Genomic DNA, 13,378 nt, shown 5'->3' on the forward strand with positions numbered 1-13,378 from the left:
CGCTGCTACTTGTATGTTTTCTCATTTATTCCTCTTTCACTTCTCATTGTGCAAAATATTAAGTGATTTATTCACAAAGAGGTTAGGAGACGCTGCGCTTTAGAGGGTCATGTTGTAGTCGTGGCTTTATGCCGCGTATTGAGTCTTAACAGCTTTGCGTGAGCAAGCTTCACGCCTACCAATAAAAAACACCGCGGTTTAATTAAACGCGGTGTTTTTTAATCTTTAACTGACAACTGACAACTGACAACTGACAGCTAACAGCTAACAGCTAACAGCTAACAGCTAAAACTAACAGCTTTATTTACAGCTCTAACGTAAACGTTACTCCCGCTACTCTTGGCTCACCTAATTGTACGTAGGTATGTGTTTCGTAGCCATCAAGTGGGTTGTTACCAAACTCAAAGCCGCGGGTTGGTACTTCTTCGTCAAATACGTTACGTGCCCATGCGCGTACTGCCCACATGTCGGCTTCGTAGCCAAAGCTTAAGTTTACTAAATTGCTGCTAGGCGCTTGTGAATTATGGCTATCAGAGAAGTAATAATCGTCTTTACCTTCAACCCCAATCATACCGTACAGCTCATTAGTAAAGTTGTAACGTGCGCTAAATGCGTATTGATACTTAGGTGATTGCGCTTGCTCACGACCGTCTTGATTTAAGCCCGATTGCGTTACAAAGTCGTCAATTTCTGTATTTAAGTAACCGGCGCTACCTGTTAAGAATAAGTCTTCGGTTAGTTGGTAACTACCTTCAACCTCTAAGCCGTAGTTACTACCTGAGCTTGCATTATCAACGTAGCCTGTAAATTGCTGACCTTCTACTTGCCATGCTTTTAATTGAATGTTGTCGCGGTGCATATAAAATGCGGCTAAACGCAGGGTAAATTTGTCATCAAGGGATGAGCCCTTAACGCCAAATTCGCCGCTCCAAAGGTATTCTGGGTCAAAGCTTGTATGCTGCTGGAAAAAATCAGCATCTAGGTTTAAGCCTTCATCTTTAGCTTTTGCTAATGCTTCTGAATTAATACCGCCAGCTTTATAACCACGAGTAATGCTTGCGTAGATCATAGTACGATCAATCACTTGGTATTCAAGTGCTAGTTTACCGCCTACCATTACGTCGTCTGTCTCTTCAATAAAGCCGTTACTGTCGGTGTAATCCCCTTGGTATTGCTCTACGCGTAAACCGGTAATGAGCGTGGTTTTAGGGCCGATAGGTGTGGCTACTTGGCCGTAAAGAGCCACGTTACTGGTTTCGTAGGTTGATGCAAATGGGTTTGCAAGCCAAGTGTATTCGCGCTCTAAATCTACATCGCGGTTTTGATAGTAAACACCGGCAACCCAGTTACCTGTTTTAGAATTTAGTTGTAAATTAGCTGATTGATCGTCACGATCACGCGTGTATACATCGGTAGAGCTATAACCCCAAGGGTGCAAGCCTGCTGCACATAATTGTGGCTCGCTTGCATCGTTACATACCCAGTCTTCGTCAAAGCTGTAAAGTAGCTCAGTATCAATGGCTGAAAGGTTTAAGCTTACGTCAAAAGCATCAAAGCCTGTGTAAGTATTGTTAATACCAATGGCGTAGCTTTGTTGGTTATCCTGGCCTGGCTCGTCGGCTACGCTATTACGGCTGTTATCAAGCGTGAACGCATCGTAGCCGTTGTTTATGTCTATGTAGTGTAGGTTTAACTCAGTGTTTAAATGTTCAGTAAGTTGGCTGTTTAATTTAAAACGGGCTACTTGTTCATCTTGTTGCTGGGTTTCGTCGTTTAAATATAAGTTATCGACGTAGCCATCTGATTTTCTGCGAAAGTAGCTTACACGTGCGCTTGTATCATCGGTTAAGCCAGTACTTGCCGCAAGGCCTGCTTCGCGTGAGTTGTAAGTGCCCATACCCACTTGCAATTTTAAACTAGGATCGGCAGTGGCTTGTGCTGATTCCATTTGGATCATACCGGCCATACCGTCTGCGCCAAAGCGAGTGCCTTGTGGGCCGCGGTAAATTTCTACGTGGTCAATATCAAATAATAAAGAGCTGCCACCTAAACCCGAGTAATTTATGCCGTCGATGACCAAGCCAACCGATGGATTAATTGGGTCTACAAATTGTGAGCGAAGTCCCACACCACGAATTTGAATATAACGACCACGAGAGGCACCTGAAGTAAAGTTTACGTTGGCTGTACTACCTAGCATTTCGTCTAAGAAACTTGCACCGCGTTGATTAATTTCAGATTCGCTAAATAGGCTCGCACTCGCGCTTAATGTTTGAATGCTTTCACGTTGAAAGTCGCCGGTAACAACAATTCGTTCTAGGTCGCTGTCATCAGCGTTTGCTATAAGTGGTGTACTAATTAGCGGTAACAACGCCGCAGTAATTAAAGACAAACGTAAGTTCATTAGGTTACTTAACTCCATTTTAGGGACTTGTATGGTAGCAATTATTTTAATACTTGTGTTATAACGCAGCGATTATACGTTAAATAATCAGGATTACTAATATGACCTTTAAAGTTGATTTTAAAGTGCGCCATTACGAATGTGACTTGCAAGGTATTGTAAATAACAGTGTGTACTTTAATTATTTAGAGCATGCCCGCCATGAGTTTTTATTTGCGAATGGGGTCGATTTTGCACTGCTTGCCAAGCAAAAGGTTAACTTAGTCGTGATACGCAGTGAGGTTGATTACAAGCATTCACTGGTGCCTGAAGATGAATTTTATGTGTCGGTAGAGCCTGAGCGTATAAGCCGGTTAAAGTTTGCGTTTAAGCAGGCAATCGTTCGCAAAAGCGATGAAAAAATAATGCTTCAAGCTAGAGTAATTGGCACATCGGTTAACGAAAAAGGCCGCCCTTTTTTACCACCCGAAATGGATAACTTATTTAAAAATTGTGATCTAAATTAAGCTGTTTAACTTTTAAACTACCATAGAACAAAAATTTACATTTAAAACATGCATTTTTAACGGATAAACCGCATAAAAATTGTTACTATTACTGTAATTAAATATTTAGTTAGTAATAGCATGAAATTAGCAGCACTACCGATGCTTTTAATCGGTTTATGTATTGGTTGTACAGCCACAGGGACGGTGACTACTGAGCAGCTAAAGTACACACAATGGCAACTATCAAAGGTTGATGGGTTGGCTGTGCCGGCCTCTTACAGAGCGTCAATAAGCTTTATTGAAGCGTTGCAAGTAAACGGGTTTGCAGGATGTAATAAGTTTTTTGGTGAAGGCGAGCTTGAAGACAGCAACATTAGCGTTAATAAACTAGGTATGACACGTAAGTCATGCGGGGCAGATGTTGATGCGCTAGAACAGCAGTTTTTACAAGCGCTCAGAGAGGGGGCAACACTTACCATGCAAGGCTCACAGTTGGTTATGCAAGGTAATAAAACTTTTTTGTTTATTGCAAAGTAGTGATATGAGTATTTGAGGTTGCCTCTTGCAGGCAATTTTTAACTGGCGTACACTCAGCGTAGATTTGCTAAAAAACAATGGTAAATCAACGAACAAATTTTATATATTTTACTTGTCGGAGTGCCTTAACTCGTTAAGGCTGAGATCGCGAAAGCGGGATCCGTGAACCTGATCAGGTTAAAACCTGCGTAGGGAACAAGCTGCCTAAAATGGGACGCTTGTGCGTCTTTTTTTATGCGCACAACAAAATAACTAGCCATTTTAGGCCGCAAAGCAGCATAAACACTGCTTTACGATCTTTCTCTATTCCTTATGGAATATCTGACAAGACAACCCTTTAGCAATGAGGTAAGTCATGTCAAACACTACAAATAAGTCTACACGTCGAGAAACGCGCGCAGCTGCGTCTGACTATATTTATAATTTAACGGGTCAGCCATTTCCAAGTTCGCAAAAAGTATATGTTGAGGGCAGCCAAAGCGGTGTGCGTGTGGGTATGCGCGAAATTACATTAAGCGACACGTTTATTGGTGGCGATGAGCAAAACCCTGTGTATGAGCCAAACGAGCCACTACGTGTTTACGATACATCAGGCCCATATACCGACCCTAACTTTGAGTTAGACGTACGCAAAGGGCTACCAAAATTTCGTGAGCAGTGGATAAAAGATCGCAACGACACTGAAGTACTCGAGTCGGTTACTTCGCAATTTGCCCAGCAGCGTATGGCCGATGATGGTTTGGATCATATTCGTTTTGAACATTTACCTAAAATTCGCCGTGGTAAGGCGGGTAAAAACGTAACCCAAATGCATTATGCTCGCCAAGGCATTATAACTCCAGAAATGGAATACGTAGCCATACGCGAAAACATGGGCCGAGCAAAAATTAGAGAAGAGCTACTAGCAGCCCAACACAAAGGTGAGTCGTTTGGGGCGAGTATTCCTGATTTTATTACCCCTGAGTTTGTACGTGACGAAATAGCCCGTGGTCGTGCTATTTTACCAAACAACATTAACCATCCAGAAACCGAGCCCATGATAGTGGGGCGTAATTTTTTAGTTAAAGTTAACGCTAACATAGGTAATTCGTCGGTAAGCTCATCAATCGAAGAAGAAGTAGAAAAAATGGTGTGGTCTACCCGTTGGGGTGCCGATACCGTAATGGACTTATCAACAGGGCGCTATATTCACGAAACGCGTGAATGGGTTGTACGTAATTCGCCAGTGCCCATTGGCACAGTTCCCATTTATCAAGCGCTTGAAAAAGTAAACGGTGTGGCAGAGGATTTAACGTGGGAGATCTTTCGCGATACCCTAATTGAACAAGCCGAACAGGGTGTGGATTACTTTACTATTCATGCCGGAGTATTGCTGCGTTATGTGCCAATGACGGCAAAGCGAGTAACCGGTATTGTATCGCGCGGTGGCTCAATTATGGCTAAGTGGTGTTTAGCACACCATAAAGAAAATTTTTTATATACGCACTTTGAAGATATATGCGAAATTTTAAAACAATACGATGTGTGTTTTTCACTCGGTGATGGCCTTCGTCCAGGTTCGATTGCTGATGCCAACGACGAGGCGCAATTTAGCGAGCTACGTACGTTAGGGGAGCTTACAAAAATTGCGTGGAAACACGATGTACAAGTATTTATTGAAGGCCCAGGCCATGTGCCAATGCACATGATTAAAGCCAATATGGATGAGCAATTAGAGCATTGTGGCGAAGCCCCTTTTTACACCTTAGGCCCATTAACGACCGATATAGCACCAGGGTACGACCATATAACATCGGGTATAGGCGCTGCACAAATAGCGTGGTACGGCTGTGCAATGCTGTGTTATGTAACACCAAAAGAGCATTTAGGTTTGCCCAATAAAGAAGATGTAAAAGAGGGCCTAATTACCTACAAAATTGCAGCACATGCGGCCGACTTAGCCAAAGGCCACCCCGGCGCGCAAGAGCGCGATAATGCATTATCAAAAGCGCGCTTTGAATTTAGATGGCACGACCAATTTAATATTGGCCTAGACCCAGAACGTGCCCGTGAATATCACGACGAAACCCTGCCGCAAGAGTCTGGCAAAGTAGCGCACTTTTGCTCTATGTGTGGCCCTAAATTTTGCTCAATGAAAATTACCCAAGAGGTACGTGATTACGCCAAAGATCTCGAATCACGCGGGATCGATCCTAACAATGTTGGTGATGCAATTGAGATCAAAATGGTTGATGTAGAAGCGCAAATGAAAGCGAAGTCGGAAGAGTTTAAGCAGTCGGGCTCAGAAATTTACCATAAAGCGCTGTAGCGCGGTTTTCAGCTGTCAGATATCAACAATAAAGTAACTAGCATAGAGGCAATAGTTACTTTACTGACAGCTGCGGCTTTGAGCTTCATGTAGGAGTGTTTATGTTTTACAACATTGCCGTTGTAGGCTTTGGTTTAGCAGGGCGCTTAGCAGCCCTTGAGCTTAGTAAGTCGCACCATGTTACTGTTTTTGAAGCCACTGATGAGCATACTCAAAATAGTGCCGGTAAAGTGGCAGCTGCGATGTTAGCGCCCCTTGCAGAGTCGGTATTGTGTGAAACGGATTTGGCGATCATGGGGCTAAATTCACTCAAGCGCTGGCCAGAAATAGTGAGCGAGCTTGAAGATGAGGTTTTTTATCAGCAAAAAGGCACGCTGGTTGTGGCGCACCAGCAAGATAAAGGTGACTTACAAAGCTTTAGCCAGCGTATTAAGCCTATAGCAGGGCATAGCGCGCAGGCGTTAAATGCTCAGCAAATAACACAGTTAGAGCCCGAATTAGCTAATCGTTTTAACCAAGGGGTGTTTTTACCCTGCGAAGGGCAGATTGATAATCAGGCTTTTTATAAAGCAAGCTTTACCATGCTTAATAAACGTAAGGTTAAGTTTGTGTTTAACCAACGCGTTAGCATTCAAAATGGCGAGGTGAATAACCGTCCGTTTGATTACATTATTGATTGCCGTGGTTTAGGTGCTAAAGCCGATAAGCCACTTAGAGGAGTGCGTGGTGAGGTAGCCAGATTACATGCGCCAGAGGTTAACTTAACGCGGCCTGTGCGTTTAATGCACCCACGCTATCCAATTTATATCGCACCAAAACCCAATAATGAGTATGTAATTGGTGCAACCGAAATTGAGTCTGATGATAGCGGGCCTGCCACGGTGCGCTCCACGCTTGAGCTACTTTCGGCCGCTTATACTGTGCACAGTGGGTTTGCTGAGGCTCGATTACTCAATATTCAAAGCGGGTTACGCCCTGCACTTAAAAGCAATCGACCAGAGGTTTTAAAAGAAGGAAACGTAATTAGCATTAACGGGTTATATCGTCATGGCTATATGTTGGGGCCCGCTTTAGTGAAAGATGCGTTATCAAAAATAGAGTGAGTAATAAATGACTATAACAATTAATGGTGAGCTGCTTACTGTTGAAAGTGCAGTACTTGTTAATGTATTACAACATTTTGGTGCAAAGCCTCCATTTGCTGTGGCGGTGAATGGCGAATTTATTCCACAAAGCTTGCATGCAAGCACCACAATTAACGAAGGGGATAGCATTGAATTGTTATCCCCTATACAAGGTGGGTAGCATGGTTCAAGGTAACGATTACTTAACTATTTATGGCGAGCAACTAAATAGCCGTTTGTTAATAGGCTCGGCGCTTTATCCATCGCCAGCGGTGATGGAAGAGTCTATAAAAGCCTCTGGTGCGCAAATAGTAACGGTGTCATTAAGGCGCCAGCAAAGCGTGGCCGCGGGGGATGATTTTTGGCAGCTTATTAAAAACACGGGCCTTAAAATACTGCCAAATACAGCAGGGTGTCACAGTGTAAAAGAAGCTGTAACACTTGCTAAAATGTGCCGCGAAGTATTCGCAACCGATTGGATTAAGCTTGAACTAATAGGTGATGACTACAACTTACAACCTGACCCATTCGCCTTGTTAGAAGCCACTAAATTATTAGTTAATGATGGCTTTAAAGTATTGCCTTACTGCACTGACGATTTAGTGCTTTGCCAGCGTTTAAATGAGCTAGGGTGTGAAGTACTTATGCCTTGGGGCGCACCTATTGGCACCGGCAAAGGGCTTTTAAATAGTTATAATTTAAAAACAATTCGTGAGCGCTTACCAAACACCACATTAATTGTGGATGCAGGGCTGGGTTTGCCTTCGCATGCCTGCCAAGCACTTGAATTAGGGTATGATGCGGTTTTATTAAATTCAGCAATAGCAGGGGCTGGCTGTCCAGTTACGATGAGTCGTGCATTTAAAGCCGCGGTAGAGGCAGGGCGCTTTGCTTATAATGCCAAAGCAATGCCTGAAAAAGACTTAGCAGCCCCCTCAACCCCGACAATGGGTATGCCGTTTTGGCATCAGCAGTAAGGAAATAAAGAGTATGAATAATTTAGTGTGGACAATTGCCGGCTCCGACTCTGGCGGCGGTGCAGGCATTCAAGCGGATATAAAAGCAATGCAAAGTTTTGGCGTGCATGGATGTACTGCAATTACCGCGCTTACGGCACAAAATAGCTTAGGTGTGGAGGCGATTAACGCGGTATCTACCGATATTATTGAATCGCAATTACTAGCACTCGAAAGCGATATGAAAGCCAAAGTGATTAAAATTGGCATGCTGGCCAATGTGCAGCAAATTCAATTAATAAGCGAGCATATAGCACATTACAAAGCTAAATGGCCTGTACCGCCAGTAATTGTTTATGACCCGGTAGCTATTGCCTCAAGCGGTGATGTATTAACAGAAGAAGATACCGTGAGTGCCATTAAAGAATGCTTAATGCCGCTGGTGGATTTAATAACACCTAACACGCACGAAACGCAATTATTAACAGGGGTGTATTTAATTGGCCCAAGTGCAGTGAAAGACGCTGCTAAAAAGCTATTAAGCTGGGGCGCAAAAGCGGTTGTGATTAAAGGCGGGCACTGGGATTATCCAACAGGTTATTGTATAGATTACTGCACACAAAACGGCGAGGAGTATTGGCTCGGTAATAAAAAAATTCAAAGCCCTCATAGTCATGGTACAGGTTGCAGTATGGCCTCGGTTATTGCCGCGTGTTTAGCAAAAGGCTACCCACTAAAAGATGCCTTTATTTTAGCTAAAGCCTATATAAACCAAGGCTTAAAGCAATCTGTTAGGTACGGCGAAGGAATAGGCCCGGTTGCGCATACCGCTTTTCCTACAAATTTAGATGATTTTCCGCAAGTAATAGAGCCTGGCAGCTGGCTTGGTGATGAACTAGATTTTGATGTGCCACTTGAATTTAATATGGCGGCTGATTTTGCACCTTGTGAAAGTAAAAAGTTAGGCTTATATGCTGTAGTCGATAGCCTAGATTGGTTAGATAAATGTTTGCAACAAGGTATTACTACGGCGCAGCTGCGCGTTAAAAATAAAACCGACCTTGAGCTTGATGAACTCATTAAGCAGGCCGTAGAGCTGGGTAAAAAATATAACGCTCACGTATTTATAAACGACTACTGGCAGTTGGCAATTAAGCACGGTGCCTACGGCGTACACTTAGGCCAAGAAGATTTAGAAACCGCTAATTTAGCAGCGATTAAAGAGGCGGGATTAAGACTTGGGCTTTCTACCCACGGCTTTTACGAAATGCTACGTGCGCACAACTACCGACCAAGTTATATGGCGTTTGGTGCTATTTATCCAACCACCACCAAAGATATGAGCGGCCAAATACAAGGGCTTGATAAACTTAAAAAGTGTGTGCCATTAATGCAAAGCTACCCAACCGTTGCCATTGGCGGCATAGATTTAACCCGCGCAAGCGAAGTTGCACAAACAGGTGTAGGCAGTGTTGCTGTGGTAAGAGCGATCAGTGAAGCAGATGATTATATTGCAGCTATTAGCGCACTACAAAGTGCTATAAACCAGTCAAATGGATAAGCTCAGCGATAAAGAAACCCTGCGTTACAGCCGTCACTTATTGTTAAAAGAAGTGGGGCTAGAAGGGCAGTTAGCACTCAAAGCTGCAACTGTTGCTGTAGTCGGTGCGGGCGGGTTAGGTAGCCCTGCGCTTTTGTATTTAGCCGCAGCAGGTATTGGTACGCTTATTTTAATAGACGATGATGGCGTTGAGCTATCTAACTTACAGCGCCAAGTGCTTTATAAAATAAATCATTTAGGGCAAAGCAAGGTCGCGGCCGCTGGCAAAGTATTAGCGAGTTTGAATAATCAAATAGATATAGTGACGCATTGTCAAAAACTCGATAATAACAACGCAGCTGGGCTTTTAAATAATGCCGACATGGTCCTTGATTGCTCTGATAATTTTGCCACACGTTACAGTGTTAACCATTATTGCTTTACTCATAAGCTGCCTTTAATTACAGGCGCTGCAATTGCAAGTAGTGGGCAACTTATGGGCTTTGATTTTAGGCAAAACAATAGCCCATGTTATGGTTGCGTTTTTGCAAAAAGTGACGCCACGCCCGCTGTAAATTGTAGTAATGCGGGTGTAATAAGCCCGTTATTGGGAGTTGTTGGCTCTATGCAGGCACAACTGACACTTAATATGCTGTTAGGGCATGTTGTAGGTAGTGTGTTTATTAGCTTTGATGCGCTGAGCTTAAAACAACAGCATTTTAAAGTAGTTAAAGATTCCAACTGCAAAGAGTGCAGAGAATAAAGTATGGGTAATTCACGAGGGAAGCCATGAGAAGCTGCGCTTCTAACGTGAGCAAGCTCTACGTCTACCAATAAAAAAGCACCGCGTTTGTAATAAACGCGGTGCTTTCTAATCTTTAACTGACAACTGACAACTGACAACTGACAACTGACAACTGACAACTGACAGCTTACAGCTTACAGCTCTGCACTTTCTTTAATTGTTGCAAATACGGTGTTTAAACGCGTTACTGTTTCTGGCAGTTGGTCGTCTAAAATATCTGCTTTGTCAGCACCCCATGCAAGTACCACTGTTGAACCTAGTTTAAAGCGGCCCATTTCTTCACCTTTTTTAAGGGTGATGGCGTTTTCACCTTGAGTTGGGTAGTTCCAGCTAAACACATCGCTACCGGCTGGTGGCGTTACTGTGCCTGCCCAAACAGTTTCAATGCTGGCTACAATGGTTGCGCCTACAAGTACCATTGCAAGAGGGCCAATTTCGGTTTCAAAAATAGCGACTACACGCTCGTTACGCGCAAATAAATTAGGGACATTCCGTGCTGTAAGCGGGTTTACCGAAAATAAGTCGCCCGGTACATAAATCATCTTACTTAGTGTGCCGTCTATTGGCATATGTATACGGTGATAGTCTTTTGGCGCTAGGTAAATAGTTGCAAATTTGCCGCCTAAAAATGGCGTTGTATCATCTTCAGAACCACCTAAGAGTGCTTGTAGGCTGTAGTCGTGACCTTTTGCTTGTATTAACTGGCCATCAACAATGTCGCCTAGTTGGCTAATAGCACCATCTACAGGGTGCGTAATGACGTTCTCGCCTTGCGCCATTGGACGCACACCCTCTTTTAATGGGCGGGTAAAAAATTCATTAAACGTTTTGTAGTATCCTGGGTCTTCATGCAAGGCTTCATTCATGTCTACTTTATATTGCTTAATAAAAAGTTTAATGAGCGTCGTAGTTAAAGCACCGGCTTTTGCTGCTGCTAATTTACCTACTACGCGTGAAATAAAGTGCTTTGGCATTGCATACTGCATTGCAATTTTAAATTTGTCTAAACTCACAGATTGTTTCCTAAATTAAACGCGAGGTGCACGTGCACCAGCACGGCCGTCGGCCATTGTTTCTAAAATACGGTGGTAGCTGTCAAATCGCATTTGCGAGATATCGCCATCGGCTACCGCTTGTTGAATTATACAGCCTGGGTCGTTTAAATGCTTACAGTCTCTAAAGCGACACCCACCTATAAACTCTCTAAATTCTTTAAAGCACCAAGTAACACGCTCTACTTCTAAATGCCATAAACCAAACTCACGTATGCCTGGTGAGTCTATTAGGTTACCACCACTTGGAAGGTGATGTAAGCGTGATACAGTGGTGGTATGTTGCCCTAAGCCACTGTTTTCTGATACTTCTTTGGTTAATATTTCGGCATCAGGAAGTACCGTGTTAACTAAGGTTGATTTACCCACGCCACTTTGCCCAACAAAAATATTATTTTTATCAACCAGTACGCTTTTTAAATCCTCTATACCTTCGCCGGTTACACTACTTACAAGCAGCACTTGATAGCCAAGGCCTCGATAGATATCGAGTATTTTTTGAATCTCGTTTAAGCCTTCATCGTCAATTAAGTCGATTTTATTAAGTACTAAAATAGGTTCTATGCCCATGTCTTCACAGGCAATCAAATAACGGTCGATAATACTGGGCGTAAACTCTGGTAATACGGCCGACACCATTAAAATTTGGTCAATATTTGCAGCGATTACTTTTACGCCATCGTAAAAGTCGGGACGTGTAAGTTGCGAGCGACGCTCTTGTGTTGCTTCAATAACACCCGCTAAGTCGCCTTCACTTACTTTTGCGCGGCGAAATAGTACTTCGTCACCACACACTAAGTTTGTAACGGTGCGGCGAATATTACAGCGTAGTACGTCACCTTCTTGTGTTTCTACATCGGCGTGTTGGCCAAAACGGCTGATCACGACGGCGTTTTCGGTTGCGCCCAGATTATCTGTTTGCCACTCTTGTGCGCCACCTTTTGCCAATTTTGTATCGGCATTATTTAAGCGCTTTTGATGATTAGCCTTGATCCTGCGAGATTGGCCTTTACTTAATTTTTTCTGTTTTGCCACTTTTGGCCTATAACCTTGGTTTAAATGTCGGCTTTGCGTTAATACCAGTTGGCAATACCTAACCATTTTGAGTGGCTAAACCTGACGCTAGCTACGTTAAAAAATTTCTCATTTAGAACAACTAAATAACAAAATTTTTGCCTTGCTATCGACAAGGTTTTACTACCTCAAAATAGATTACTTAATTAACCAAAATGGTATAAAAAAAGCTTTAGCTCGACGGTTGATGCTAATATGATATATCGAAATGCGTTGGATCTAAAGAAAAGCACTGTTTAAGGTTACTATGACTATTAATGAATCTAATTTAATTTGGCTTGATCTGGAAATGACTGGGCTTGAGCCTGCCACGGATAAAATACTCGAAATTGCAACAGTGGTAACTGATGCCGATTTAAATATACTCGCGGAAGGTCCTACTATAGCTATTCATCAAAGTGATGAGCTGCTAGATGGCATGGACGAATGGTGTACTACGCAGCACGGTAAATCTGGTTTAACAGCGCGTTGTAAAGCCAGTACATATGATGAGGCTTATGCGGTTGAACAAACGCTTAATTTTTTAAAGCAGTGGGTGCCGGCGGGTAAATCACCTATGTGTGGTAACTCAATAGGCCAAGACAGACGCTTTATGAATAAATACATGCGCGAGCTTGAAGACTTTTTTCATTATCGAAATTTAGATGTAAGCACGATTAAAGAGCTTGCCCGACGTTGGAAGCCTGAAGTTTTGGCACAGGTGAATAAAAAAGGGTCACACCTTGCGCTTGATGACATTAAAGATTCTATTATGGAATTAAAGGTGTATAGAGAAAAATTCTTTAATTTGTAAAAAACACTTGCAAACACATTAGATTATTGTAGAATCCTGCCCCGCTCAAGACGATAACCCCCGCGGGGTTGGTGTGTTTGAGTAAGTTATAAAGCGGCACTAGCTCAGTTGCCAGAACGTAGGACGCGACCCGTCGCGTACCAACGGACAAATTACTGACTAACTATAAAGCGGCACTAGCTCAGTTGCCAGAACGTAGGACGCGACCCGTCGCGCACCAACGGACAAATTACTGACTAACTATAAAGCGGCACTAGCTCAGTTGGTAGAGCGCGACCTTGCCAAGGTCGAGGTCAC

12 protein-coding genes and 1 riboswitch are annotated in these 13,378 nt (G+C 43.1%); of the genes, 9 read left to right on the forward strand and 3 right to left on the reverse strand.

Annotated elements, in window-relative coordinates:
• Window positions 1–304 precede the first annotated feature (304 nt).
• Window positions 305–2,404, reverse strand: coding sequence for a TonB-dependent receptor (locus tag AN391_RS19190; protein ID WP_055016869.1), 2,100 nt, complete (start codon window positions 2,402–2,404; stop codon window positions 305–307).
• Between the two features lie 101 nt (window positions 2,405–2,505).
• On the opposite strand from AN391_RS19190, the gene AN391_RS19195 reads away from it, so the two are divergent.
• The 8 genes from AN391_RS19195 (at window position 2,506) to AN391_RS19230 (ending at window position 10,120) form a co-directional block, all read left to right on the forward strand.
• Window positions 2,506–2,910, forward strand: coding sequence for a thioesterase family protein (locus AN391_RS19195; RefSeq protein ID WP_055016870.1), 405 nt, complete (start codon window positions 2,506–2,508; stop codon window positions 2,908–2,910).
• Between the two features lie 120 nt (window positions 2,911–3,030).
• Window positions 3,031–3,429 (forward strand): META domain-containing protein, encoded by a 399-nt coding sequence (locus tag AN391_RS19200; protein WP_235576505.1) that lies wholly within the window; start codon window positions 3,031–3,033, stop codon window positions 3,427–3,429.
• Between the two features lie 106 nt (window positions 3,430–3,535).
• A riboswitch (TPP riboswitch) is annotated at window positions 3,536–3,641 on the forward strand.
• A gap of 143 nt (window positions 3,642–3,784) precedes the next feature.
• Window positions 3,785–5,737, forward strand: coding sequence for a phosphomethylpyrimidine synthase ThiC (gene thiC, locus AN391_RS19205; RefSeq protein ID WP_055016871.1), 1,953 nt, complete (start codon window positions 3,785–3,787; stop codon window positions 5,735–5,737).
• A gap of 101 nt (window positions 5,738–5,838) precedes the next feature.
• A complete protein-coding gene (locus tag AN391_RS19210) occupies window positions 5,839–6,840 on the forward strand; it encodes an FAD-dependent oxidoreductase (RefSeq protein ID WP_055016872.1) in 1,002 nt (333 codons plus the stop codon).
• A 7-nt stretch (window positions 6,841–6,847) separates the two neighbouring features.
• A complete protein-coding gene (thiS, locus tag AN391_RS19215) occupies window positions 6,848–7,042 on the forward strand; it encodes a sulfur carrier protein ThiS (RefSeq protein ID WP_055016873.1) in 195 nt (64 codons plus the stop codon).
• A 1-nt stretch (window position 7,043) separates the two neighbouring features.
• A complete protein-coding gene (locus AN391_RS19220; RefSeq protein WP_055016874.1) occupies window positions 7,044–7,838 on the forward strand; it encodes a thiazole synthase in 795 nt (264 codons plus the stop codon).
• 13 nt (window positions 7,839–7,851) lie between these two features.
• The gene (gene thiE / locus AN391_RS19225) at window positions 7,852–9,378 is read left to right on the forward strand and encodes a thiamine phosphate synthase (RefSeq protein WP_055016875.1); all 1,527 of its coding nucleotides are present in this window, start codon (window positions 7,852–7,854) and stop codon (window positions 9,376–9,378) included.
• The gene (locus tag AN391_RS19230; RefSeq protein WP_055016876.1) at window positions 9,371–10,120 is read left to right on the forward strand and encodes a HesA/MoeB/ThiF family protein; all 750 of its coding nucleotides are present in this window, start codon (window positions 9,371–9,373) and stop codon (window positions 10,118–10,120) included. The genes thiE and AN391_RS19230 overlap by 8 nt, the downstream gene beginning before the upstream one ends.
• Window positions 10,121–10,296: 176 nt before the next feature.
• On the opposite strand, the gene asd is transcribed toward AN391_RS19230, so the two are convergent.
• The gene (gene asd / locus AN391_RS19235; RefSeq protein WP_200910105.1) at window positions 10,297–11,175 is read right to left on the reverse strand and encodes an archaetidylserine decarboxylase; all 879 of its coding nucleotides are present in this window, start codon (window positions 11,173–11,175) and stop codon (window positions 10,297–10,299) included.
• A gap of 15 nt (window positions 11,176–11,190) precedes the next feature.
• The gene (gene rsgA / locus AN391_RS19240) at window positions 11,191–12,249 is read right to left on the reverse strand and encodes a small ribosomal subunit biogenesis GTPase RsgA (RefSeq protein WP_055016880.1); all 1,059 of its coding nucleotides are present in this window, start codon (window positions 12,247–12,249) and stop codon (window positions 11,191–11,193) included.
• Window positions 12,250–12,535: 286 nt separating this feature from the next.
• Here rsgA and orn point away from each other — a divergent pair, with 286 nt between their 5' ends.
• Window positions 12,536–13,081 (forward strand): oligoribonuclease, encoded by a 546-nt coding sequence (gene orn / locus AN391_RS19245; protein WP_055016877.1) that lies wholly within the window; start codon window positions 12,536–12,538, stop codon window positions 13,079–13,081.
• Window positions 13,082–13,378: the final 297 nt, after the last annotated feature.

Origin of the sequence: Pseudoalteromonas sp. P1-13-1a, from assembly GCF_001401875.1 — a bacterium.
Lineage (GTDB): Bacteria > Pseudomonadota > Gammaproteobacteria > Enterobacterales > Alteromonadaceae > Pseudoalteromonas.